Origin of the sequence: Bacillus sp. ILBB4 (genome assembly GCF_035064545.1) — a bacterium.
In the GTDB taxonomy this organism is placed as follows: Bacteria; Bacillota; Bacilli; order Bacillales; family Bacillaceae_H; genus Priestia.
The window spans coordinates 166,000-190,688 of the sequence record NZ_JAIQVD010000005.1 but is presented as its reverse complement, the minus strand read 5'-3'; the positions used below and the strand labels follow the sequence as shown (position 1 = coordinate 190,688).

At 37.3% G+C, this 24,689-nt stretch carries 23 protein-coding genes; 6 read left to right on the top strand and 17 right to left on the bottom strand.

What is annotated here, in order from left to right:
• Positions 1 to 16: 16 nt before the first annotated feature.
• The 13 genes from fliW to LAV82_RS21780 all read right to left on the bottom strand — a co-directional run bounded on the left by fliW (position 17) and on the right by LAV82_RS21780 (position 10,869).
• A complete protein-coding gene (gene fliW, locus LAV82_RS21840; protein WP_013059761.1) occupies positions 17 to 439 on the bottom strand; it encodes a flagellar assembly protein FliW in 423 nt (140 codons plus the stop codon).
• 81 nt (positions 440 to 520) lie between these two features.
• Positions 521 to 1,402 carry a flagellar hook-associated protein FlgL gene (flgL, locus tag LAV82_RS21835; RefSeq protein WP_499716882.1) on the bottom strand — a complete coding sequence of 294 codons (882 nt, stop codon included), beginning with the start codon at positions 1,400 to 1,402 and terminating at the stop codon, positions 521 to 523.
• A gap of 2 nt (positions 1,403 to 1,404) precedes the next feature.
• Positions 1,405 to 2,928, bottom strand: a complete 1,524-nt coding sequence (gene flgK / locus LAV82_RS21830; RefSeq protein WP_499716881.1) for a flagellar hook-associated protein FlgK — start codon at positions 2,926 to 2,928, stop codon at positions 1,405 to 1,407.
• Between the two features lie 18 nt (positions 2,929 to 2,946).
• The gene (locus tag LAV82_RS21825) at positions 2,947 to 3,408 is read right to left on the bottom strand and encodes a flagellar protein FlgN (RefSeq protein ID WP_223269021.1); all 462 of its coding nucleotides are present in this window, start codon (positions 3,406 to 3,408) and stop codon (positions 2,947 to 2,949) included.
• A gap of 21 nt (positions 3,409 to 3,429) precedes the next feature.
• Positions 3,430 to 3,684: a flagellar biosynthesis anti-sigma factor FlgM gene (gene flgM / locus LAV82_RS21820; protein WP_029319359.1), complete on the bottom strand. Its 255-nt coding sequence runs from the start codon at positions 3,682 to 3,684 to the stop codon at positions 3,430 to 3,432.
• 159 nt (positions 3,685 to 3,843) lie between these two features.
• Positions 3,844 to 4,257 carry a TIGR03826 family flagellar region protein gene (locus LAV82_RS21815; RefSeq protein WP_499716880.1) on the bottom strand — a complete coding sequence of 138 codons (414 nt, stop codon included), beginning with the start codon at positions 4,255 to 4,257 and terminating at the stop codon, positions 3,844 to 3,846.
• 61 nt (positions 4,258 to 4,318) lie between these two features.
• Entirely contained in the window at positions 4,319 to 4,912 is a 594-nt protein-coding gene (locus LAV82_RS21810) for a ComF family protein (protein WP_499716879.1), read from the bottom strand.
• Between the two features lie 95 nt (positions 4,913 to 5,007).
• Positions 5,008 to 6,516 (bottom strand): ATP-dependent helicase ComFA, encoded by a 1,509-nt coding sequence (locus LAV82_RS21805; RefSeq protein ID WP_499716878.1) that lies wholly within the window; start codon positions 6,514 to 6,516, stop codon positions 5,008 to 5,010.
• A 79-nt stretch (positions 6,517 to 6,595) separates the two neighbouring features.
• Positions 6,596 to 7,441, bottom strand: coding sequence for a DegV family protein (locus tag LAV82_RS21800; RefSeq protein WP_098196941.1), 846 nt, complete (start codon positions 7,439 to 7,441; stop codon positions 6,596 to 6,598).
• Between the two features lie 106 nt (positions 7,442 to 7,547).
• A complete protein-coding gene (locus tag LAV82_RS21795) occupies positions 7,548 to 7,985 on the bottom strand; it encodes a YaaR family protein (RefSeq protein WP_211078610.1) in 438 nt (145 codons plus the stop codon).
• A 119-nt stretch (positions 7,986 to 8,104) separates the two neighbouring features.
• The gene (gene fliS, locus LAV82_RS21790) at positions 8,105 to 8,536 is read right to left on the bottom strand and encodes a flagellar export chaperone FliS (protein ID WP_211078661.1); all 432 of its coding nucleotides are present in this window, start codon (positions 8,534 to 8,536) and stop codon (positions 8,105 to 8,107) included.
• Between the two features lie 423 nt (positions 8,537 to 8,959).
• Positions 8,960 to 9,643 carry a response regulator gene (locus tag LAV82_RS21785; RefSeq protein ID WP_013059772.1) on the bottom strand — a complete coding sequence of 228 codons (684 nt, stop codon included), beginning with the start codon at positions 9,641 to 9,643 and terminating at the stop codon, positions 8,960 to 8,962.
• A 77-nt stretch (positions 9,644 to 9,720) separates the two neighbouring features.
• Entirely contained in the window at positions 9,721 to 10,869 is a 1,149-nt protein-coding gene (locus LAV82_RS21780) for a sensor histidine kinase (protein WP_013059773.1), read from the bottom strand.
• 439 nt (positions 10,870 to 11,308) lie between these two features.
• Here LAV82_RS21780 and LAV82_RS21775 point away from each other — a divergent pair, with 439 nt between their 5' ends.
• Both LAV82_RS21775 and LAV82_RS21770 read left to right on the top strand, forming a co-directional pair.
• Positions 11,309 to 11,944, top strand: coding sequence for a YigZ family protein (locus LAV82_RS21775; RefSeq protein ID WP_029319369.1), 636 nt, complete (start codon positions 11,309 to 11,311; stop codon positions 11,942 to 11,944).
• A 196-nt stretch (positions 11,945 to 12,140) separates the two neighbouring features.
• Positions 12,141 to 13,139 (top strand): LCP family protein, encoded by a 999-nt coding sequence (locus LAV82_RS21770; protein WP_013059775.1) that lies wholly within the window; start codon positions 12,141 to 12,143, stop codon positions 13,137 to 13,139.
• 39 nt (positions 13,140 to 13,178) lie between these two features.
• On the opposite strand, the gene LAV82_RS21765 is transcribed toward LAV82_RS21770, so the two are convergent.
• Complete coding sequence (locus tag LAV82_RS21765; RefSeq protein ID WP_013059776.1) at positions 13,179 to 14,231, bottom strand: glycosyltransferase family 4 protein; 1,053 nt, start codon at positions 14,229 to 14,231, stop codon at positions 13,179 to 13,181.
• 629 nt (positions 14,232 to 14,860) lie between these two features.
• On the opposite strand from LAV82_RS21765, the gene LAV82_RS21760 reads away from it, so the two are divergent.
• Positions 14,861 to 15,394, top strand: coding sequence for an NfeD family membrane protein (locus LAV82_RS21760; protein ID WP_499716877.1), 534 nt, complete (start codon positions 14,861 to 14,863; stop codon positions 15,392 to 15,394).
• A 20-nt stretch (positions 15,395 to 15,414) separates the two neighbouring features.
• On the top strand, positions 15,415 to 16,944 hold the full coding sequence (gene floT / locus LAV82_RS21755) for a flotillin lipid rafts scaffold protein FloT (RefSeq protein WP_499716876.1): 1,530 nt from the start codon (positions 15,415 to 15,417) through the stop codon (positions 16,942 to 16,944).
• A 36-nt stretch (positions 16,945 to 16,980) separates the two neighbouring features.
• Here the strand turns inward: floT and LAV82_RS21750 are convergent, their stop codons facing one another.
• The 3 genes from LAV82_RS21750 to galU form a co-directional block, all read right to left on the bottom strand.
• Positions 16,981 to 17,688 (bottom strand): WecB/TagA/CpsF family glycosyltransferase, encoded by a 708-nt coding sequence (locus LAV82_RS21750; RefSeq protein WP_013059779.1) that lies wholly within the window; start codon positions 17,686 to 17,688, stop codon positions 16,981 to 16,983.
• Positions 17,689 to 17,754: 66 nt separating this feature from the next.
• Positions 17,755 to 19,038, bottom strand: coding sequence for a nucleotide sugar dehydrogenase (locus LAV82_RS21745; protein WP_013059780.1), 1,284 nt, complete (start codon positions 19,036 to 19,038; stop codon positions 17,755 to 17,757).
• A 245-nt stretch (positions 19,039 to 19,283) separates the two neighbouring features.
• Positions 19,284 to 20,168, bottom strand: coding sequence for a UTP--glucose-1-phosphate uridylyltransferase GalU (galU, locus tag LAV82_RS21740; RefSeq protein ID WP_029319374.1), 885 nt, complete (start codon positions 20,166 to 20,168; stop codon positions 19,284 to 19,286).
• A gap of 241 nt (positions 20,169 to 20,409) precedes the next feature.
• On the opposite strand from galU, the gene LAV82_RS21735 reads away from it, so the two are divergent.
• Both LAV82_RS21735 and LAV82_RS21730 read left to right on the top strand, forming a co-directional pair.
• Positions 20,410 to 21,972, top strand: coding sequence for a replication initiation protein (locus LAV82_RS21735; RefSeq protein WP_499716875.1), 1,563 nt, complete (start codon positions 20,410 to 20,412; stop codon positions 21,970 to 21,972).
• Complete coding sequence (locus LAV82_RS21730) at positions 21,965 to 24,595, top strand: DEAD/DEAH box helicase (protein ID WP_499716874.1); 2,631 nt, start codon at positions 21,965 to 21,967, stop codon at positions 24,593 to 24,595. The genes LAV82_RS21735 and LAV82_RS21730 overlap by 8 nt, the downstream gene beginning before the upstream one ends.
• The last annotated feature ends 94 nt before the right edge of the window (positions 24,596 to 24,689 follow it).

The following is a 24,689-nucleotide window of genomic DNA, read 5'->3' as shown; positions in this document are numbered from 1 at the left end:
TCCTTATCTATTCATCTTACTCAAATAACCTGTGCTTCGTTTCGTAAGCTGTATTCATTAAAATTACTTGCTTAGCAAGCTGTTGCTTTGTATTAATAATAACAGGAGCCTGCAAATTAGCCGTTATCTTTTCCACAGAATCTGACATCGTAAGCAATACGTAAACAGCTGCATCTTCCGCTTGTTGTAATTGAAGCTTTTCGATTTCCTGAAGTTCTAGTTGAAAATCATAATCTAAAAAAAACTGAAATGGATCCGTGATAATAAAAGCTAATTCTTTGGTTTGAATAGACTGCAGAACTTGGAAAGCTTCGGCTTCTGGAAGTGGTAAAATAACAAATTCAGTTTCTTCCAAAAAACCTGGAATCCCTTGATTGAATGTCAGTGTTTGCTGATTATCTATTTCTATATCTCCATGATAGCTTGTTGAAATTTTCATCTCATCACACCTTTGCTAATTGATTTTTTCTTGTTATCTTTTTTCATTGTAAAAAAGCTCCTTCTGTTTAGAAGGAACTTTTTAACGCAAGAAATCTAGCAGCGTAGGCTGAATAATTTGAGCCCCTACTCCCAAAGCAGCACGATGCACGCTTTCTTGTACGGTTAAATCCGTAATGACTTTTTCAATATCTGCATCTTCATTATTTGAAAGCATCTTAGTAGCCGTAATTTCCTGTGAATCAAGGCGGTTTTCAATCAGCTCAAGCCGATTGCTTCTTGCTCCCAATTCAGATCGCTCCGCTAATAGCGTAGACAGCTGCGTGTCTACCTGTGTAGAGAGATCTTTTAGTGAGTTTACATCGTTTTGTTCAAAAGCTGTTTGAACATTGTTCATTAAGTCGAATGCACCTTGTCCAAAAATATTTTCAGGGTGAATATTGACTCTCAGCTGGATACCTTTTGAGACTTCAACTGAAAAAGGATCCAGGTTAATATTCGATTCTATCATACCGCTTGCATTCTCACTTATAGGCGCTGCTCCTACATTTACACCGTTAAAGATATAGTTTCCTGCCACCTGCGTATTGCCTACTTGCATATAATCCAGCTTTAACTGTTCAATTTCACGTGCAATTGCTTGGCGGTCATCACTTTCATTCGTACCGTTTAACCCTTGCACGACCAGCTCTTTAGTGCGCTGAAGAATGGAGTTGACTTGTTCAAGTCCGGATTCTGAACTATCAAACCAAGACTGAACTTCTGTTAAATTACGTTTATATTGATTTACTTCAGAAAGATTAGAACGATAAGCCATTCCTTTAGTAGCCACTACAGGGTCATCTGAAGGACGAGTAATTTTCTTTCCCGTTGATAATTGGTTTTGAAGTGTCTCCAGCTTATTATAGCTATTGCTAATCTGTTTTAATGAATTAGCCGCTAACATTCCTTGTGTGACGCGCATCTTTACCTTCCTCCAGTTCCAAGACCGTTTACAATTTTATCAAGCATCTCATCAATCATAGTCACCATACGGGCACTAGCGTTATATGCATGCTGAAACTGAATCATATTGGTCATCTCTTCATCTAATGAAACTGCACTGGTAGACTGGCGCCTTTGCTCTACAGCTCCCTGAAGAGTTTCTGAATTACTTTTTAAGCGGTTGGCTTGTTGGGCATCTACTGACATTTGGCCAATAACAGATTGATAAAAGCCATCTAGGGAAACGCCTTGATTCCCGGAATTAATAAGCACCTTTTGACGAAATTGAGACAATAGCTGAGCATTTTGTCCATCTCCTTTGCGGCCAGTTCCATCATCCCCAGAGGAGGCCGAAGAAGCAGCAGCAATATTGTTTGTGTTTTGTTTAATTTTATCAGCAATAACAATTCCAGCTGCAGCTCCTTCTTTCTGAGAAATCTCATTAAAAAAGGACATACCAGTATCACCATCTAGCGTGACACCTTGTTGGTGCTTATCATTAAACCAATTTACAAATTCATATGCCATTTCATCTAAATCATCAATCATTGAAGCGTAAACACCTGTTTTATTACCACTATTATCTACATATCCAGAAGCCCCAATTAACCCTTTAAGTTTTCCTTGAGGAAATGACTCAGGGTTCCGTATCTCATCCCCTATATGAATTTCCGTCACATAGGAATCTTGATTTGTTTTCAAACTGATGGCATTTACTTGATGAGTTTTCCCATCTAAAAGAGTAATAGGCCCTTGAGACGTTTGAAGCTGAACCGTTACCACTCCTTCTGACGTTGCAGAAGCGTTCCCGCTGCTTTTTGTATACTCTAAAGAAACCGGCATAAATTTAGAAATCTCATCTAGCAGCCGATCTCTTTCATCATACAAATCATTAGGCAAATAGCCATTCGGTTCTACGTTTTGTATTTGTTGGTTCACATTACTTATTTGCTCTAACAAAGAATTCACTTGTGTTACCGCTACGTCACGCTCGTTTTGTAAATCACCTTGAACCGTTTTTAAAGAAGTAGATAAATAAGAGAAAGTATCGCCTACTGCTTCAGCTCGTTCAATCATAACAGACCTGGCTCCTGCTTCTGAAGGGTGTGAAGCTACATCTTGAATGGACTCAAAGAATTGATTAAAAACAGCTGAAAGTCCATCTTCAGTAGGTTCATTCATAATTTCCTCCATTTTTTCAAGAGCACCAGCGCGCGCCTCCCAATACCCCACTTTAATGGTTTCATCTCGATACTGGGTATCTAAAAATGTATCACGTATTCGCTCTACCATGCTGGCTTCTACTCCCATTCCTATTTGGCCCGCAGTTCCAGTCTGATTCATCCCTGGGGCTGGATAAGCTGGGAACGTTTCTAAACTTACTCGCTGACGCGTATAGCCCGGCGTATTTGCATTAGATACGTTATGGCCAATCGTGTAAAGAGCCACTTGTTGGGCATCCATTCCTCGTTTAGCCACCTGCAAACCATGAAATGTTGAACTCATTCTGCTTTCCTCCGTTCTTTATGCCTTCGAATTAAAAATAGAGTTGGACTGAAACGATCTATTATTTGTTTTTGTGTAATTGAACGAATCCTCTCGTTTCGATGGAACAAGAAGGTCTAGTTCGGTATGAATCAGCTGCAAAGACTGTGTGAGCAGCTGATTGTTTAAGTCATTTGCATACTTTATATCTTGAATTATATCTATTAGCTGTTTTTGAAAGGGTATCAAGATGGAGTACTCAGAGAATGAGCCTGCTATTTCTTCAATGGAGCGAGCAGCATGTCCGCTTTTTTCCATCGCTTCTATACGTTTTGTTTCCAGTGCAGAAATAGCAGCTATATGAGATTGCTCTTTTTGCAAAGAAGCCGTCAATGCCTTTACATCTTGTTTAATAATAAAGTTCGTTTTCTCTTTAACAATAACAGACAAACTTTTGTGAAGCGTTACTTGTTTTTCTAGTATCGTTTGAATTTCTTGCACGTTCAATCAATGTCAGTCCTTTTATTTTTTATAGAAATCTACAATACTTTTAGCAATTTCTTTTCCGTTAATTTCGTATGTTCCGCTGTTAATTTGCTGTTTTAGTTTCTCCAATTTTTCAAGTCTTTCTGGAGATGGTTCATTTCCCTGAAGTTTCTTCGCCTCAGATGAAATATGAATCTGATCTTGTGGATTCTTTTTAGAGACCTGTTCTATTTTTTCCGATTGTTTTTTGTACGGATTTATTCCAAATAAGTTCGATGGGTTAATCTTCATCTCTCTCACCTCTTTTTATATTTGTATCCGTTATCTCTATTCATTATATCGGAATTTCCGCCTAAACCTTTAGCATCGGCAAGGAAGTTGAGACCATTTTCACAGTCCACCTTAAACATAGGTCTATAGATAGAGAATCTTCAAACACTCAGCACACTTTCACTCTTTTTTCCTTTCGTTAGAACGATAGGTGGGACGCGTCGGCTCTTCATTTGAACGAATCATCTCACGATTATGCTTTTCTAACCCATGTTTAATTTCTTGAGAGCATGAATGACAAAGTTTCCCTTCTCGAATCTGAGCGTTGCATTGCATGCATGGATAGCTTATATTTGGAAAATTAGTTAACACTAAGCGACCTTGTCGAATAAATTGATAAATTAACGAATCTGAAACGCCCGTTTCTTTCATCACTTCGTAAGTCGTTGCTGTACGATTTGCTCTCTTCTTCAAGAATGAAGAAACACGTTGAAACAGAGCTTCTTCTTTGTCAAAACATGATTTACATATGTTTATTGATCCACTTTTTACAAATAAACGACCGCATTCCCTGCAATTATCTAACGTTCCCATATTCGAAACTCCTCATTTGTTTTTTATTTTACTATCGGTCAAAGTTTTAAATTATACATCTTCATGCACGAATTAAAGTGAGCGAATGAACTGAACGTGCCCCAGCTTCCTGCAAACAATTTGCCGCTTGGCGCACGGTTGCTCCTGTTGTATAAATATCATCAATCAAGAGAAATTCTTGATTCGTAACCATTGAGGAATCGACTACTTTAAATTCCAGCCTTTCTGCCAGCCGACTTCGCCTATTTTTCTTTGATTGCTTTGTTCCTGAACAGCGAACAAGAGGCATTTCTATGTTGTCACTGATCAGTTCAGCTAGCGCTAAAGATTGGTTAAACCCTCTCTCATATAATCTCTCGTCCGTTAAAGGTATAGGAACTAGTATAGCTTTTGGATTACATTCTTTTTTATAGAACTTATACCACTGCTCCTTGAATGCTTGGATAATTTCATAATCTCCTTGAAATTTAAAACGTTCTATTATGCTTTGCATAAAATCATTGTACGTATAAAGAGAACGGTTGAAAAAAGAAGCATCATTCCATTTCTGACAGTCCATACATGTGTCTAGCTCATAATGAGAAGAAGCGAGGTCTGCAAGAGAACGGCCGCATCCCCTGCAAATGCTACTGGTGATGATGGGACATTTTTGCAAGCAAACAGTGCAAATCCTGTCCGTTGAAGAAGGTTTTAACAATGCCCTCCAATCGAAAGAAGAGACAAGAGGTTCAAAACAAATCAGACATATTGTCATCGATCAACCAGCCCTTCCTTATAAGCTAGAGCATTCATATATTCAATATGCTCTTTTGCTTTTCGCATAGACAGAGACTGCCCATAATGAAAAAAGACCACGTCTCCCGTTGGAAATTGAGCACTCCTCCCCACTCTTCCTGAAATCTGAACAAGAGCACTTTCAGTAAAAATCGTTTCTTCTGCTCCTAATACTGCAACATCTATGTTGGGAACCGTTACGCCTCGCTCTAATATTGTTGTCGTTACTAAAATAACTAGCTGCCCTTCTCTAAATTTCATTACTTTTTCTTTTCGCTGGGAATCTTCAGCATGGACACCGTCTACCTTTTGGGTTAGCTTCCGAATCATGTCTGTGATCGGAGCAATCCACTTAATTTGCGGGACGAAGATAAAGCATTGTTTCCCTTCATGTATTCTTTTTTTCAGCCATTTCTCAACATTAGCAGGCAAAGTATCTGTTTTCATTTTTTTCTTCCAATTGCCGCACCATTCAAACCGAGGAACAGGAATAAGCATTCGGTGATAGCGGGCTGGAATTTTAACTACTTGTTTTTTCCCTTGCTCAACGTCTTTTTTTAATGATTCATTTGGAGTCGCTGTTAAATAAATCTTTGATGCAGCGTGTTTAGCTGCTTTTGCAACAGCATAGTGCAGCATAGGCTCTGTCGAATACGGGAATGCATCTACTTCGTCAATAATCAGCACATCGAATGCTTGATAATAATGCAGAAGTTGATGAGTGGTGGAAATAATAAGAGAGGATTCATGAAAACGGTCTTCGCTGCCTCCATACATAGCCAGCACAGACATATCCGGAAATGCCGATTGAATTCTTGGCTTTAACTCAATAACTACATCTGTTCTTGGAGTAGCAATACAGACTTTCTTTCCGCTGTTCAATGCTGCTTCAATACCTTTAAATAAAATTTCCGTTTTTCCTGCTCCGCAAACAGCCCAAATTAACAGCTCTTCATCCTTTTTTATAGCTTGAATGAGTTCATTTGAAGCACGTTCTTGAGCTTTAGACAGCATTCCTTTCCAATTCATCACGCTGCTTTTTGGCAGGACATTACTTGTTGGTCCTTCCCAGTTTATAAAAGGTGTGCACTCACTTACTTTCCCCATTACAATACACGCTCGGCAATAGTAGCACTCCTGGTGACATCTACTGCATGGAAATGAAGCAAAATAAAAGGGGCTATCACTTCCACACCGGTTGCATTTATATCTGTTTTCTTTCTGGGTAAGTGCTTTTTGATAGGAAATATATCCGTTTAGATAATGTTCATGAATGAGAGATAAAGGATAGGGAGTCTGAGTTAGTAGAAGTTGCTTTCCGCTTAGAGAACGCTGAAGATCTAAAGAGTAGGGGTATGAAGGATTTAAAGGTGGAGTTCTCCACGTATCGATTTTTGAGAGAGGAAAAGCAGCTGGGCTAGGTACTTGAACGGGATTTAGCAATTCTTGTTTAACAGTAAAAAGCATATCTTCATTCCTTTCCATGTTTATCGTACACATCTATATACGCAAAAAAAGGTGTTTTTTCCTGCAAAAAAACCAAATCAAATGATTTGGTTTTCGATTACTTTTTATACCAGCCTATACCGATGGCACCTTCACCTAAATGTGTGCCAATGACAGCGCCAAAATAAGAAAGGCTCCATTCAATATGAGGATATTCTTGTTCTAACTCTCGTTGAATTTCTTTTGCTTCATTTTCACGATTAGAATGAATAACTACAGCCTTCATAGGTACGTTTTCTTTTGCATCCTCATCAAGAAGCTCGGTAATTCGTTTTAATGCTCGTTTACGCGTACGAATTTTTTCAAACGGAACAATTTTTTTAGATTCAAAATGGAGCACGGGCTTTACTTGAAGAAGACTTCCAATAATAGCCTGAGCAGCATTTAGACGACCTCCACGCTGCAAGTGAGATAAATCATCTACCATAAAATACGCACGCATTGATAGTTTCATCTCTTCAAAACGCGCAATGATTTCGTCAGGATGTTTATTTGATTGGACCATCTCGGCTCCTTCAATCGCATAAAAGCCTTGAACCATACAGCTGATTTCTGAATCAAATACGTGCACGTCAAAGTCTTCTACCATGCTACCTGCCGTCAAAGCACCCTGATACGTTCCGCTAATTCCACTAGATAACGTAATAACGATAGCAGCATCGAATTGATCTCGTTTTAACTGTTCAAACAACTCTACAAATTCTCCGATAGCAGGCTGAGAAGTGGTTGGAAGATTTTTTGCTTCTTTAATTTTTTCAAAATATTGATCTGCAGTCATATCTACTTCTTCACGATATGTTTCTTCACCGAAAATAACGCTTAGCGGCACCATATGTATATGATAGTTTGATCGAATTTCCTCTGATATATAGGCGGTACTATCTGTAATAATTGCTGTTTTCATAAGATAGGGATCCATCCTTTGTTATATAAAATAATTTCACTCTATTCTACAACATTTAGGATTAAAATGCATGTAACGAGAGGTTTACCTATTAGTAAAAGCTCCCTCACGTATACATATTAATTAACAAACCTTGAATTTCTCCAACCCGCTTGAGTAAATTTAAATTGTCTTTTTCTTTTTGAAGGATATCATTTGTCAAGTCAACTAGTTTCGTATCCACTTCTTTCACTAACTTATATACTTTAGTCGTTCCTCTATGATTAAATCCTCTTTCTTCATGAAGTTCAAAACCATTTTTAACCACTTCGTTCATAAACTGCTTCACAAGCGTCTTGTATTTCCGCAAAGAATCAATAGTTTGACTTTTCACTAACTGCTTTCCCTGTTCTTCAATTTTATTTATCACTTGAGTTAAATGTTCATAGGTTAGTTCTTTTTGTTTCTTGGCCATTACTCCTGTAAATGAAACCGAACCACTTACTTCTTTTTCTCTAATGAGATTCATGGAAGAAGAAAGACTGTTAATTCGCTGTACCTCCACTATGTATCTCTCCTTTCTCTGTTAGTATACACTCCATTCAATTTAGACTTTTAGATGTGCTAGCTTGATTAGCTGAAAGTTTCGAGAGGCATCTGATGCGTGGATATGATGATTATCCTTTAGCTAAGAATGATACTTATGTGCCGTTCATAAGAAGACAGCTTGTTTTTTCGGAGCGAAGAGGTAACTTTAGGCGTCGCTTTTAACACTTCATTCCAAGCGTTAGAAAGCTTCTTCATCATTTGTTGAACTTCACATAAAATAAATGTATCTTTTTTTAAATTAGCCCTAATTAATCGCTCAGACATATAGTTGTATAGGGTATCTAACTGCTCTGCAATGATACCTGCTTGATATGTTAAGCCAATTCCTAGCCGATATAAAATATCGTTGCACTGTTTAATTTTTTCATTCGCTGTAAAATAATCGCTGTGTTGAATTGCTATAACAGCTTCATCAATATTTTGAATAAATTTTTCATACATCATAGCTGTTAGCTCTTGCGGAGATTTATGATAGATTAATTCTTCCGTTATAAAATTCAGCTTCATCACCTTCTTGTCTTCTTTAAATCAGTTTTCTATTTATTTCACTAAAAGCTAACTTTTAAATTTTTTAAAGGACACCAGTTGAGGTTTGAATAAATTCTTCTACGACCTCATATGTATCTGAATGTATTAAAGACCTTTTTTTACAAGAGCATGCATCAACTTGATGGACATTGTTTTGAGGTATGGATGCTTTCGTCGAAGGTTGTAGGATCCTTAAGATTCCCTGTATGCTTAAACGAAGTTAAAGGACGAGTAAATGTGTAAAGGTATCATCCTTTGCCTTCCTAAAAGATATTTTCTCCCCTTAACTTATCGGTTGTTTTCCTCTCTCATTAAACATGACTTTTTACCTACAATTTCAAAAAAAAGTTATAAAAAGAAAAAAAAGTCCGATATACCTAGTGGTATATCGGACTTTTGAACTTATCTTACTTCTACCCAACCGTTTTTGATTGCCACAACAACAGCTTGAGTACGATCATTTACATTCATTTTTTGCAAAATATTACTCACATGGTTTTTAACGGTTTTTTCACTAATATATAATGCTTCTCCGATTCCTCGGTTACTTTTACCATCAGCTAACAGTTGTAGCACTTCGCACTCACGACGTGTTAACAAATGTAGTGGACGGCGAATCTCAATTGGTTCGTGCGGATAAGAAGACGATTGTCCTTGAGCTGCTAGTCGACGGTACTCTTTTACTAAACTATGCGTTACCTTAGGGTGTAAATATGAACCACCTTCTGCAACTACTTTCACCGCCTCAATTAACGCATCCGCATCCATTTCTTTTAGCAGATAGCCTCGTGCACCTGTTTGTAAGGCATGAGTTACATATGTCTCATCATCATGGATAGATAAAATAATAACTTTAGCGTCCGGATTTACTTCTACAAGCTTTTTCGTAGCTTCTACACCATTTACAGCCGGCATGTTAATATCCATGATTACAACATCAGGTTGATGTTCTTCTACAAGGTCAATAACTTCGCTACCGTCGTCACCTTCTGCAACTACTTCAAAATCTTTTTCGAAATCTAAAATTCTTTTTACTCCTTCACGGAATAATTGGTGATCGTCGATTATGATAATTCTTGTCTGCATGTTTGATTCCTCCCCAAATCGAACAACAAATGTTTTACTCTATATTGACCCCTATTTATATACATATCTCTGCCTTTTTAAGCGGCTATAATCGGTACTTTAATCATAACAAGCGTGCCTTGGTTAATTTTCGAATGAACAGAAATAGTCCCATCTAACAAATCAACACGCTCTTTCATTCCTATTAAGCCGAACGAATTCTCTTTTTTCTCTTCTTGATTAAAACCGCAGCCGTCATCTTTGACAAGCAAAATAGCGTGTTCATTGTTGAACTCTATCTTCACTTGGATTTCCGTCGCGTCTGCATGTTTTAATGCGTTCGTTACAGCTTCTTGCACTAAACGAAACAGTGCTACTTCTAATTTTGAAGCAGTTCGCTTCTCTTGTCCAATGGAAATAAACGTAATCCGAGGCTTGCCTTCGTTATAATCTTCGATTGTATCAAGATATTTACGCAGCGTCGGAATTAGACCTAAGTCGTCAAGTGCCATCGGTCTTAAATCATATATAATTCGACGCACTTCGTATAGGGCAGAACGAACCATTTTTCGTAAATCTCGAATTTCTTCCATTGCTTCTTTTGCACTACGTTCCCGGTAAATTCGGTCAATTAATTCCGATCTCATCATAACATTTGCAAGCATTTGAGCTGGGCCGTCATGAATCTCTCTTGACAAACGTTTCCGTTCCTCTTCCTGAGCTTCAATAATCCGAAAGCCAAAATACTCTTTTTGAATGGCATCTTCTACTATTTCCCCTACTTGTTTTAAATCACTTGTTAAATAATTTAACACAACGGAAATTTGACCTACTAGGTGATCTGCACGTTTAATCGTTTCTTCTAATGTAAGCAAGCGTCTTTCTAGTTCATCTCGACGATTACGCAGCTGATATTCGCTTTGCTGATTCATCAGCAGCTTGGTTTGTAATTCATGTGCTTTTTCATAAGCGTCTTTTACTTCAGGCTCTGAATAAATTTGAAAATGTCGGCTCACATCAGACAAACGCTTTCGAGCCAACCTTGCCTGAGTTTCCAATTTATCGCCTTGCTCTATCGTCTCAAGAACTTTCCCTTTTAACACTTCTAACTCTTCTTTTATTTGCTGATATTCTTGTCTGGCATCTTCAGAAAGACGATAGACTTCATTTTTACTATCTCCCACTGTGCCAATAATCTTCTCGAAAATTTCATCAAGTGCCTTGCTTGTTAATTTATGTTTCGACATTTACTCACCCCAAACTATACTCACATTCGGAGAAATGTCTATACGTTCATGCTATATATAGTATTCGTATGACCTATCTGAATTGTGAGGATAAGATCCATATTTTCTCCCTATCTGACTTTTTATATCCAAAAAGTAACGGTTGTTTTTAGTACCCTCAAACTCGACATCAATCGACGCTTGACTCGCGTTATTTGAATAGATTACCATTTACGCTCACTCTTCAACAGTGACTAACTGCCTGTTTAAACCATTTCATTATTTAGCTATACAAGCCTGCACACTCTTTTATTATAACGTATATTCTGTATAGCTTGTTCAAGTGATGTTGAATTTGATTAATTGATGTCTTTTCATAAACATTTTATACTAATAGCAAGTAAACAGTACGTAAATACCCGTTTTTCTTCTATTTATAACGCTAAGGAGGATTTTTTGATTGTTATCACAATATTATACCGTAAAACAAGAAGGTTCACATGAAATCACTATTCAAAAATCTAGATTCATTTGTCATATGAAACGTGTAACAACTGAGGAAGAAGCTCAGCAATTTATCCAAGACATTAAAAAACAGCACTGGAATGCTACTCATAACTGTTCAGCTTACCTAATTGGAGAACGAGATCAATTTCAAAAAGCAAACGATGATGGAGAACCAAGTGGAACAGCAGGCGTACCAATGTTAGAAGTGCTCAAAAAAAGAGGCTTAAAAGATACCGTGGTCGTCGTTACGCGCTATTTCGGAGGCATTAAATTGGGCGCAGGTGGCTTGGTGCGCGCGTATGGAAAATCCGTTTCCGAAGCGTTAAATGAACTAGGTACAGTCAAACGAACTCTCATGGCGGTTATGCATACAACCGTCGACTATACATGGCTTGGAAAATTAGAAAATGAGCTTCGCAGTTCCGTTTATCTATTAAAAGAAATCCACTACGCAGATATGGTAGAGATTGAAACATTTGTAGAGGAAGCTCAAACAGAAGCATTTACTGAATGGATGACCGAGCTAACAAACGGCCAAGCAAACATTCGAGCAGGTGAGACGACCTATTTAGAAGAAGATGTAGAATGAATTATTTACTCTTATTAAAAAACATTGTACAATTGATAAATAGCGCAACTATTCTGATGGTTGCGCTACTTGTCAATGAGTAAAAAACCTCGTACAGATGCATAGCTTTGACGAGTTTGATTCATACATTCCAATTTATAACACATACTAAGTGTCACAATAAGTGTTCGAATATACGAATAAAAGGAGAAACCGTATGGCTCAATATAGACGTTTTCAAAAAAGAGTAAACAAACGGAAAAGAAAACGAAGGCTTTTTACATTTTTTCTGTTACCTATCCTTATTTTAGGGCTTTCTGCAACCGCTTATGGCTCTTATTTATTTGTTAAAGCTAAAACAGTAGCTTCTGATTCTTATGAAGGACTTGGAGATCGCGATAATTCTCCTATGCGTGATCGTAAAATCGATCCCAAAAAAGATGATATATCCATTTTATTTATGGGCGTAGATGATAGTGAAACCAGGAAATTCGGAAAATCAGCCCGTACGGATGCTTTAATTTTGGCGACCTTTAACGAAACCAATAAAACCGTAAAGCTTGTAAGCATACCTCGAGATTCGCGGGTTTATATACCTGAAGTGAACAGAAAAGATAAAATTACTCATGCACATGCTTACGGAGGTCCAAAAGCAACTGTAGAAACGGTAGAACAGCTGTTTAATGTCCCTGTTGATTACTATGTTAAAGTGAATTTTAAAGCTTTCACAGACATTGTAGACTCACTTGGGGGAATCGATTTTGATGTACCTTATGCGATGAGTGAAAAGGACTCAAAAGATCGTCATAATGCTATTGTCTTAAAACCAGGAAATCAACATTTAAATGGCGAAGAAGCGTTAGCTGTTGCTCGAACACGAAAACAAGACAACGATATTGAGCGAGGAAAAAGACAACAGCAGTTGATTGAAGCCATGATTAAAAAAGCTGCTTCCATTGGATCACTAAATAAATATGGAAATCTTATCGAAGCTGTTGGCGATAATATGAAAACGAATTTAATGTTCGGTGAAATGCTTTCGTTTTATGATTATGCTTCGAAAAAAGTAGACATCGAAACCATTAACTTAGACGGTAGCGATGAAAAAATTAACGGCGTGTACTATTTTAAACTAGACAATGATTCAGTGGAAAAAGTAAGTGAAAAGCTCCGCAAGCATTTAGGCATTGAATCAACTTCAGATACAACAGAATAATTAAAAAAGACCTCTTGGATATCCAAGAGGTCTTTTTAATTAATTTTTTAAACGAAGTCCACGAACCATGTTAAGAATTGGCCTATATGTCTTATCAACTAGTCCTATCTTTTCAACAATAATTTCAATGGCTACAAGGAGTATAGCTAGTACAAGAAAAGACCCCCACATTGTTTGTACCTTTGAGAAGATAACTGCCGCTAAACCAAATATCGCACTCATTCCATAAATAATTAAAACCGTTTGTCTATGGCTGTACCCTAAGCGCAACAAGCAATGATGCAAATGAGATTTATCAGGAGCCGATAGCGGTTGATTTTTTACGATTCGGCGAATAATAGCAAAGAACGTATCTGAAATTGGTACCCCTAAAATAATAACTGGAACAATGAAGGAAATAACCGCTACATTTTTAAATCCTAACAGAGACAATACAGAAATCATATAGCCTAAAAACAGTGCTCCTGTATCGCCCATAAAAATCTTAGCGGGGTGAAAGTTGTAAAACAAAAATCCGAGCGTACTTCCCAATACGATGAAACCCATGCTTGTCACAAATACATTGCCCATCATAATAGCCATACCCGAGATGGTAATCAATACAATAGAGGAAACGCCGGCAGCTAATCCATCCAATCCATCAATTAAATTAATAGCATTGGTAATTCCTACAATCCATAATACCGTAATTGGAATACTTAACATTCCGAATTCTAATTTTCCGCCAAACGGCAAGTTAATGAAGTCAATTTGGACTCCACCGTATACAACAACAATTAATGTCGCTACTAGCTGACCGCCTAATTTGATTTTAGCGGATAGCTCAATCATATCATCTAAGACACCGGTAATGATGATAATGATGCTTCCGATTAAAATCGGCAGCGCATATTTACTGTCAGGCTGTAAAACGAGGTATCCAATAAGAAAACTAAAAAATATCGCCAAACCTCCAAGGCGAGGCATAATTTTTTGATGAACTTTTCGTTGATTTGGTTTATCCGTTGCACCTATTTTAAACGCCAGCTTCTTAACCAGCGGAGTGATCAGAATAGATGTAATAAAACAAATAAACAAGGTCAAATATAGCATGGAGACCCTCCTCAGGTTTATGTTAACCAAAACCATAAAAAATGTATCCAACTTTATATAATTGGATAGTATTTCAAATTGTGTATAACAATAATTACTTACTTATTCCCAAAATGGATTATATCACAATGATTCTACTACTTAAATAGAAATTTATTCTCAAAAATTAGCACATTTACAAACTATCAATAGAAAAGAACTGTATTTTTTGGTGTATAAACAGCTGATTTACTTTATTCTTATGTGGTTATTTTATGTAGAACATTTTCTTTACTATACTTTATGAAAATATAAGCGAACTCCCCCCTTTTCGTCTAATTTATTCGTCATCTCTAACTCTTTTTCCTTTTTATTAAGCATATTTAAACCTTTATTTTTATTTCACATGGCCCCACTCATTATATGAACAAACTTTTGACCTATGCATGTCCACTATTTCAAACCACATTCACTGAATCGTTGTCCTTATCTTATATCATTTAAAAGTTAAAATATAGTGAAATGGATAGAGATGAAATTAAACAAAAAAAGGAATTTTATCAAAAAAATGAAACTTTTTTCGATACGGTTCGTAATACATAGTAGGAACAGCATCAATCATCTTACATAAAGGGGGTGTTGAATGAACTATGTTCGGTCTATCTGTTCAAACAGTGTATTTGTATGGATTAATTATCTGCGGAAGTATCACCTTCTTATACATTTTATTTAGCGATTTATTAGATGGATTATCTGAAGCGATACCTTTTTTTAACCCCACTCTTCTTTTTTCTTTTTTAACATTCTTTAGTGCCAGTGGATATTTGTTCACCTATACGTCATTGCAAAATTATTGGATTATTTCGATTTCCGCTCTTATTGCCCTTCTACTCGTTATTTTGCTCAACGTTTTTGTATTGATTCCTTTATCATCGGCTGAAGAGTCTCTTGCTTTTACTGAAGATTCGTTAAAAGGAAGACTTGGTACCATTATTACTTCCGTTCCTGCAGATGGTTATGGAGAAGTATTTATCGAAGGTGTTAGCGGCACTATCTCCAAACCCGCAGCCAGCTTTAAAAACACTGCTATACCTTTAGGCAGCAAAGTGCTTGTTGTAGATATACAAAGGGGCAACGCACTCGTTGTGATTTATGAAGAAGTTATGACCAATCACTCATTATAAATAGTATTAGGGGGAGTTTTATGTTTTCAACACTTATATTAGTTGTCGTTGGAATTGTTGTTTTTTTATTGATTGCGCTGATTGCCGTATTTATTACAAAATACCGTACAGCAGGTCCAGATGAAGCGTTAATTGTAACAGGAAGCTATCTGGGAAACAAAAACGTGCACATCGATGAATCCGGAAACCGCATTAAAATTGTTCGCGGCGGCGGTACGTTTGTGCTGCCAGTTTTTCAGCAGGCTGAGCCTCTAAGCTTACTGTCAAGCAAACTGGAAGTATCTACACCTGAAGTATATACAGAACAAGGTGTTCCTGTTATGGCTGATGGGGTATCAATCATCAAAATTGGAGGTTCTATTTCAGAAATTGCAACGGCCGCTGAGCAGTTTTTAGGCAAAGCAAAAGAAGATCGTGAAACCGAAGCTAGAGAAGTCTTAGAAGGTCACCTTCGCTCGATTCTTGGTTCTATGACGGTAGAAGAAATTTACAAAAACCGTGAAAAATTCTCTCAAGAAGTACAGCGCGTAGCTTCACAAGATCTAGCTAAAATGGGGTTAATTATTGTATCGTTTACAATTAAAGACGTTCGGGATAAGAACGGCTATCTAGAATCTCTAGGGAAACCTCGTATTGCTCAAGTTAAGCGAGATGCTGACATCGCAACAGCGGAAGCTGAAAAAGAAACAAGAATCAAGCGTGCTGAGGCTCATAAAGATGCCCAAAAAGCGGAGCTTGAGCGAAATACAGAAATCGCGGAAGCTGAAAAAATGAATCAGTTAAAAACCGCTGAATATCGTCGCGAACAAGATATTGCCAAAGCTCGTGCTGACCAAGCATATGATCTAGAAACAGCTCGCGCGAAACAAGATGTAACAGAACAAGAAATGCAAATCCGCATTATTGAACGTCAGAAACAAATTGAATTAGAAGAAAAAGAAATTCTTCGTCGTGAGCGTCAATACGATTCTGAAGTAAAAAAGAAAGCAGATGCAGATCGTTACTCTGTTGAGCAATCCGCAGAAGCTGAAAAAGCAAAACAGCTTGCTGAAGCAGACGCCAACAAATATCGAATTGAAGCAATGGCTAAAGCTGAAGCTGAACGCGTTCGAATTGATGGTTTAGCAAAAGCTGAAGCTCAGCGTGCCCAAGGTGAATCTGAAGCTGAGATTATCCGCTTAAAAGGTTTAGCTGAAGCAGAAGCTAAACAAAAAGTAGCTGAAGCATTCGAGCAGTTCGGTCAAGCGGCTATTTTAGATATGATTATCAAGATGCTTCCTGAATATGCAAAACAAGTTGCAAGTCCTTTAGCAAATATCGACAAAATTACGGTTGTGGATACAGGAAGCAACGGTGAAAACAGCGGAGCTAATAAAGTGACTGGCTATGCAACAAACTTAATGTCTTCTCTTCAAGAATCGCTGAAAGCATCCTCAGGTATAGATGTGAAGGAATTGATTGAAAACTTTTCTGGAAAAGGAAATGTGCGACAAAGCTTGCACGAACTAACGGATGAAATCAAGCAACAAAACAAGAAAGAAGATATCTAAAAATAAAAAGCATGCGGACATAATCCGCATGCTTTTTTAACCTCTTAACACTCGGAGAAGAAACCTAGGTAATTCTAACTGACGCTTCCATCTCCATGGTTCTTTTAACAGTCGATAAAGCCACTCTAAACCAAACTTTTGAAAAACAGCAGGTGCTCGGTTCAATCGTCCTGAAATAACATCGAACGAGCCCCCTACGCCTTGATAAACAGAAGGATTAAGTTTCTCTTTATGAGCAATAATCCAATTTTCTTGGGCTGGACTGCCTAAAGCCACAAAAACAATTTCTGCTCCTGAATCATTAATCGTACGTTCAATGACTTCTTCATTTTTTTCGTAACCATTTAATGTTCCAACAATTAAAATCCCTGGAAACATCTCTTCCAACTTAGCTTTGGCTTCATCTGCAATTCCAGGCTTGGCTCCGTATAAAAAAATTCTTTTACCGTTATTCGTTGCTTCTTTACACAGCTTCAGCATCATATCAATACCCGTTACACGCTCACGAATACGTCCCTTTTTGAGCTTTGAAGCTAAAATCACACCGATTCCATCTGGAATTTGATAAGTCGCTTGATTTAATAGTGACTTTAATTCCCTGTCTTCTTGTGCTTTCATAATTTTTTCAGGGTTGATTGCTACAATAAATGATTTTCGGCCTTTATCTATATCCTGAAGTAACTTTACCGCTAGCTCATCGTACGTGTCGCTACAAACGTCTATTCCTAAGATGTTTTCCTTCATTAAATCACCCGTATGTTGATTTTTTAGTTTTTTACAAACGAAAGACAGGCTGTTCAGCCCGTCTTTTTATAAAGTAGAAACTTTTGAATCACCAAGTAACACTACGTCAAAGCCTGCTGCTTTCCATTGATCACGCTGAATGCAGTTTTTCGTATCAAAAATAACTTTTGTACGCATGTGATTTTCAACAGCTGATGGAAGAAGCTCTTTGAACTCATTATGATCTGTTAAAATAAGAATCACATCCGCATGTGCAACAGCTTCATCCAAACTTTGCGTCTGACGTTCGATTTTATTCTCTTTGATATGAGGATCAAATGCTGTGTAATCAACGCCCAGCTTTTCTAAATGATGAAGTACATCTGTTGATGGACTTTCACGCATATCGTCAATATTTCCTTTAAAAGCTAAACCTAAAACAGCTACACGTCCATGTTGAATGCCCTTTTCATCTAGCAGGCTTTTCGTTTTCAATGCTGTATATTCAGGCATTGAATCATTTGTATGACGAGAAAGAGAAATAATTTTTGCCAGTTCTGGCTGAAGCTCCGTTAAGAACCAAGGGTCAACAGCAATACAGTGGCCGCCTACACCAGGACCTGGTAAATGAATGTTTACACGTGGATGATAGTTCGCTAACTTAATCGCTTCCCACGCATTTACACCAATTTTTTCACTGATTTTTGCCAGCTCATTTGCAAACGCAATGTTCACATCACGATATGTGTTTTCGATTACTTTCACCATTTCAGCTGTTGTAGCATCCGTTACGTGAATATTTCCTTTTACAAATGTTTTATAAAGCTCAACAGTCAAACGACTAGACTCTTCGTTAATACCACCGACAATACGGTCATTATTTACTAGTTCCTCAAATACTTTTCCTGGAATAACGCGTTCAGGTGAATGAGAAACAAATAACTCACTGCCTAATTCTAAACCAGTTTCTTTTAGCACAGGTAGCATAACGTCTTCTACTGTACGCGGAGGAACTGTGGATTCTAAAATTACTAAATTTCCTTTACGAACGTAAGGAACAATCGATTTTGTGGCTTCTCGAACATAGTTCAAGTTTGCCGTTTTATCTTCATTAATTGGTGATGGTACAGCAATAATAAAAATATCCGCCTCTTCAGCTGTTGTGCCTACCGTGAAGTGTCCGTTGTCAACTGCTGATTCTAAACGTTCTTGTAAGCCGTTTTCTTCTATATGAAGTTGCTTATTTTTAATTAATTCTACTGCTTTTTCATTTACGTCGACACCGTGTACATATAAGCCGTGATTGGCAAACATAACAGCTGTCGGTAAACCTATATATCCTAAACCAACTACACACAATTTCTTTGTCATTGCAGAAAATCTCCTTTATATGACATGCTTAATAAATAAAACCTATCTGATATTATATCGAAAAATGTCATTTCATGATAGCATTTATATAAAAACATGAAATAATTTCTTTTACTTATTATTATGTAACATTTTATGAGAATTCATCAATAAACGATATAACCATCTTTTGTACAACGAGCTCTAACCCAAAAGAACTATTGAAAATCTCCTTGATTCCCAATAGTTCCCCTAGTAAATATATTTTACATATGCCCTTCTTTTTCGACAATTTCTCTAAAATAGCTCACTAACTCTTCTCGCAGCGGTTCTCTTTGCAGAGCTAAATCAATTGTTGCTTTAATGAATCCAAATTTATCTCCAACATCATAACGTTTTCCTTCGAAATAATAAGCAAGAACACGTTGAAATTCATTCAGACGTAAAATAGCATCTGTTAATTGAATTTCTCCTCCTGCGCCAATCTCTTCTCTACTTAAAATATCAAAAATTTCCGGTGTTAAAATATAGCGCCCCATAATTGCATAGCCTGAAGGGGCCTCTTCTGGATTCGGTTTTTCAACGAGCGTTTCTACGTCTAATAATCCTTTTTCAAGAGGCTCTCCTTTAGGACCTACAATTCCGTACTTTGAAGTTTCTTTCCTAGGCACCTCCTGTACACCAACTACAGCGCATTCATATTTTTCGTATACGTCCATTAACTGTTTCAAACAAGGTGTTTCTGATTGAACTACATCATCGCCTAGCATAACAGCAAAAGGTTCATCTCCGATAAAACTTCTTGCACAGTGAATGGCATGACCTAATCCTTTGGGTTCCTTTTGACGAATGTAGTGAACATTAGCCAAATTCGAAATCCCCTGCACTTCTTCGAGCATGTCCCACTTTTCCTTTGCGGCTAATGTTTCTTCTAACTCATATGATTTATCAAAATGATCTTCGATTGCTCGTTTTCCGCGACCGCTTACAATTAAAATATCTTCAATACCTGATGCTACTGCTTCTTCCACAATGTATTGAATCGTTGGTTTATCTACAATTGGCAGCATTTCTTTAGGCTGTGCTTTTGTAGCCGGCAAAAAGCGTGTCCCTAATCCAGCTGCTGGAATAATAGCTTTACGAATTTTCACTTACTTTTCCTCCTGTCAATGTCAATCGTGCTTATTGGTTATAGTATAGTAAGTCTGCGATTGAGTATGTACACAAAGTCATGTTGAGTCCATTTCTTTTTATAAAGAGTCATGTTGGATTCTGCTTTATCATAACAAAAGATTTTGTATAATTCTATTTTTATCATTTATAATGAAAAGAAAATTAATCACTTATAAATATAATTTTATGCTCCACTTATGTATAGAAAGGAATGGGATTATGAGTTCGTTTTCAGATCACTTACAGCACCAATTTATACATCATTTCCCGTACAGTGATGCACGCTATCGTACGAATGCCCAAGCAGGATTAGACCTTTACCGTACCCATTCATTCTTCATTTTGCACAATGGTGAACAGATGTTAAACGTTAAAATCGATTCGTTTTATGTTGAACTAAACAAGCAGCTGCTCCCTGAAAGTACCTGTTCTTGTCAGCATAACGGATTTTGTGAACACTGCTTTGCAGCGTTTTTTTATATGTATTCATTAATAGAACCGCTTGCGCCCCTATTCAAAGAATGGCGAAATCATGAAAAAGCAGCTTTGACTATGCTATCTGCCAAACAAGTGTTAAAAAAGCCGAAGGCAACTTTTCAAGAGTGGAGACAAACTTTTGAGGAGCAGTATACGCTTTTTATGCAGGGGCGGAACGAAAATGACCGTTCCATTTATCACGAATATTATCAGTACTATTACCGTGCTTTAGTGAAAAAGGCTCCTGAGCACCCATTGCTTTATGCTTTATTTTGTATGTATGGAGCGGTCCATACATTCTATAAACTATCAGCTCAATTACAGGCACAGCAGCTTTCTACTAACATCGAGGAATCATTTGTATATAGTCACGTCTACAAAATAACAAATGAAATTTATGCTACCGCTGATTCATTAAAGCAAACGAAATACGATGGAGATGCATTATCTATTATAGAGGACAGCATTCCATACATCCGAGAATTATTGCATAAAGATATGCCTTTACAATACGAACGTATTGAGATTTATCGCGTTATTTGGCAAAAAGTCTTCACGTTAGAAAAGTGGCGAAAAACTGAGGAAAGCGAATTAAAAGCCAAGCACGTTTCTTTTATAAACAATACAGCTCTTTCCTATCTTTTATTCCTTCAAGAAAAAGATGGTGAAGCAAAAGAACGTTTGAGCGATGAAACACTACAAATGATTCCCTATCTTATTCCTTGGTTAAATGATTTATTGCACGAAAAAGAAACTGACCGCTTTACTCAGTGGGGCTCTTATATAATGGCCTATATAGGAGATTACGTACGCACCGTTCCGACTACTTATCAAGGAAGCCGAAACATGGTCTCCATGATTGTAAATTTATTTCAGCACTATAAAGACTTAACGAACGATCAAACTTTGTATACTGAAGCATTACAAACATTACTTCCCTATAGTTTTATTGAATACAGTGATTTTCTATATGCTTCTGACCAATTGAAAAAGTGGGTTGAATTACAGGTGCTTCTTCAATATGACAGCATCAAATATGACGAGCAAACGATAGAAGCCTTAAAACAAAAAGATGAAAAGCTGGTTATTCCTCTTTATCATCAAATGATTTCAAAGCTGATTTATGAAAAAAAGAAAAGCAGTTATCAAGAAGCCTATATCTACTTACAAGAATTAAAGAGACTTTATCTACAAATGAATCGCTCTCTACTATGGGAACATTATATGGAAGAATTAGCGATAAAAACGAAGAAACAGCGCGCGTTTCAACAACTATTAGAAAAAGGAGATTTACTGAATGTTTGATTTGTTTCATTTAACACTTGAAGTCGAACCTGTACACGGTGACTTTTTTCTCTACTGTGTATCACCTAGCGGCCAAATTTTGCTCCCTGATACATGGAAAGATGCGCTGTTTCTATGGCATGAACAGACCTATTACGGAAGCGAAGCTACACAGGTTGAGATTAATGGAAAAAAAGGAATTCTTCTTTCTGCATGGCAAATGTTCACTTTCATACAACTACCTATTCAACAGCATGTGTTGAAACCGGCTTTGTCCGCTTCAGCGGAAACTTATCAGCAAATTGCAGTCGATATGACAAAGAGGATTATCCAAGGGAAATTTCATTCTCTTCCTTTAAAAAAACAAATGACTGGATCGCTTTCACAAGCTGATGAGCAAGAGTGGCGAGCACAAATTAAAGAGAGCCTGTTAAAAAAAGAAGGAAAGGACTTTTTAATAAGCATAGAAGGCGAGAGCTATAATCCTCCCTTTGACCTTTCATTGCGTATTGTAGAGCCAACGACCGATGGAGATGTATGGATGGCTGAAACATTCGTGATTCCCCACGATGAAGCCAAAGAACCTTTTATACTGGGAAGAACGCTTCCTAAAGAGTGGAACCACTACGAATCATATATCGCTTACGAACACGAACGATGGAAAGCATTGGCTCCTACTTTATACCAAAAAGGCGCGTTTATTCAGTCTGTCCTAACAGATGAGGAAGTATGGGAATTTCTAACTCAAGATAGTCCAGCATTGATTAAACAAGGTGTCTCTATCCATTTGCCAAGCTGGTGGGAATCATTAAAAAAAGCCACCATCAAAGTATCTGGCGCTATAGAAAATACTTCATCTGCATTGTTTGGTAAGCAAGCTATCAGCAGCTTCCGCTGGTCATTTTCTATTGGCGATCAAACTTTCTCAGAAGAAGAGTTTCGGAAATTAGTCGAACAAAAACGCCGATTATTATCTATTAACGGACAGTGGATTCAACTGGATTCTAGATTAATTAAACAAGCGCAGAAAATTGTTAAAGAAGCTAGTAAAAAAGGCGTCTCAATTCATGAAATTTTAAAAACGAAGCTAACCTACATGGCAGACAGTAAAACCGATGAAGAAGAGGTAAAAGTTGAGTTCCAACTCCCCGCTTCCTTTCAATCATTTATTACATCCTTAACGGATTTAGAACGGCTGCCGGAAGTGCTGCCTCCCTCTGAATTTAAAGGTGCATTAAGACCTTATCAGCAGCAAGGTTTGAATTGGCTCATGTTTTTGAGAAAGTTTAACTTAGGAGGATGTCTAGCAGATGACATGGGGCTAGGTAAAACCATTCAATTAATTGGTTATTTAACAAATATTCATCAGTTACATAGCTCTCCTTCTCTTATCGTTTGCCCAACTTCTTTAATTGGAAACTGGGAAAAAGAATTACAGAAATTTGCCCCTTCTCTTCGTGTTCATGTTCATTACGGGCCGAAAAGAACCAACGGATACGCATTTGAGAAGATATGTGAAAGTACTGACGTTGTGATCACGACTTATCAAGTTGCTCTTTTGGATGTCGAATTGTTGAAAGGGTTTATGTGGAACAGCATTTCCTTAGACGAAGCACAACATGTTAAAAACCCGCAGACTAAACAGGCGAGAGCCATCCGTCAGCTGCAAGGAAGACACAAAATTGCGCTTACTGGAACTCCAATTGAAAACCGTCTGCTGGAACTATGGTCATTATTTGAATTCATCAATCCTGGTTACTTAGGAACAATCAATTCATTTAAAAACCGATTTGTAGCAGGCATTGAAAAAGGCGAGAAACCTGAACGAACTGTTGAGCTTAAAGCACTCATTCAGCCTTTCTTATTGAGAAGAACAAAACAAGATAAAAACATCGCCCGCTCACTGCCTGATAAACAAGAACAAAAAGAATATATCCCGCTGACAGCGGAACAAGCTTCACTTTACCAAGAGCTAGTTCAAGGAATGCTTCAAGAAACAGAGGAAAAAACAGGATTTGAACGAAAAGGCATGATTTTGCAAACACTAAATAAGCTAAAATTATTATGCAATCATCCAGCTTTGTACTTAAAGGAAAGTGCAGCTAAACAAACGGTACGGCGATCTCATAAAAGTGAAAAAATTATTGAACTCGTAGAGAGCATTCGCACACAGCAAGAAAGCTGTTTAATCTTTACTCAGTATATTGAAACAGGACTCATGCTGCAAAGAACCTTAGAAAAAGAAATCAACGAGCCGGTTTTATTCCTTCACGGAAGTTTGTCAAAAGAACAACGAGATGCGATGGTTGCTCAATTTCAAGCAAGGAAAAAAGCCATCTTTATCCTTTCTCTTCGCGCAGGTGGAACTGGATTGAATTTAACAGCTGCAAATCACGTTATTCATTTTGACCGATGGTGGAACCCTGCCGTTGAAAACCAAGCAACCGATCGCGCCCATCGAATTGGGCAGAATAAATTTGTTCATGTTCATAAGTTTATTACAAGAGGAACGATTGAAGAAAAAATTGATGAAGTGATGAATCAAAAACAACATCTAAACAATGAACTCATCCAAGGAGATCAATGGGTAACAGAACTTTCTAATAAAGAACTACAAGAGCTTCTTGCATACAGAAATGAATAAGAAAAATTATAAAATGTGTTACAACGTTACTAAAAAGAGGACTTTTTTACTTGTCCTCTTTTTTTATTAGACCATTCGACACAAAAAAATAAGT

Coding starts and splice junctions, on each gene's coding strand:
- fliW (WP_013059761.1), bottom strand. CDS start 439: ATGAAAATTTCAACAAGCTATCATGGAGATATAGAAATAGATAATCAG.
- flgL (WP_499716882.1), bottom strand. CDS start 1,402: ATGCGCGTCACACAAGGAATGTTAGCGGCTAATTCATTAAAACAGATT.
- flgK (WP_499716881.1), bottom strand. CDS start 2,928: ATGAGTTCAACATTTCATGGTTTGCAGGTGGCTAAACGAGGAATGGAT.
- flgM (WP_029319359.1), bottom strand. CDS start 3,684: ATGAAGATTAACCCATCGAACTTATTTGGAATAAATCCGTACAAAAAA.
- LAV82_RS21815 (WP_499716880.1), bottom strand. CDS start 4,257: ATGGGAACGTTAGATAATTGCAGGGAATGCGGTCGTTTATTTGTAAAA.
- LAV82_RS21805 (WP_499716878.1), bottom strand. CDS start 6,516: ATGGAAAGGAATGAAGATATGCTTTTTACTGTTAAACAAGAATTGCTA.
- LAV82_RS21800 (WP_098196941.1), bottom strand. CDS start 7,441: ATGAAAACAGCAATTATTACAGATAGTACCGCCTATATATCAGAGGAA.
- fliS (WP_211078661.1), bottom strand. CDS start 8,536: ATGAAGCTGAATTTTATAACGGAAGAATTAATCTATCATAAATCTCCG.
- LAV82_RS21785 (WP_013059772.1), bottom strand. CDS start 9,643: ATGCAGACAAGAATTATCATAATCGACGATCACCAATTATTCCGTGAA.
- LAV82_RS21780 (WP_013059773.1), bottom strand. CDS start 10,869: ATGTCGAAACATAAATTAACAAGCAAGGCACTTGATGAAATTTTCGAG.
- LAV82_RS21770 (WP_013059775.1), top strand. CDS start 12,141: ATGGCTCAATATAGACGTTTTCAAAAAAGAGTAAACAAACGGAAAAGA.
- LAV82_RS21765 (WP_013059776.1), bottom strand. CDS start 14,231: ATGCTATATTTGACCTTGTTTATTTGTTTTATTACATCTATTCTGATC.
- LAV82_RS21760 (WP_499716877.1), top strand. CDS start 14,861: ATGTTCGGTCTATCTGTTCAAACAGTGTATTTGTATGGATTAATTATC.
- floT (WP_499716876.1), top strand. CDS start 15,415: ATGTTTTCAACACTTATATTAGTTGTCGTTGGAATTGTTGTTTTTTTA.
- LAV82_RS21750 (WP_013059779.1), bottom strand. CDS start 17,688: ATGAAGGAAAACATCTTAGGAATAGACGTTTGTAGCGACACGTACGAT.
- LAV82_RS21745 (WP_013059780.1), bottom strand. CDS start 19,038: ATGACAAAGAAATTGTGTGTAGTTGGTTTAGGATATATAGGTTTACCG.
- LAV82_RS21735 (WP_499716875.1), top strand. CDS start 20,410: ATGAGTTCGTTTTCAGATCACTTACAGCACCAATTTATACATCATTTC.
- LAV82_RS21730 (WP_499716874.1), top strand. CDS start 21,965: ATGTTTGATTTGTTTCATTTAACACTTGAAGTCGAACCTGTACACGGT.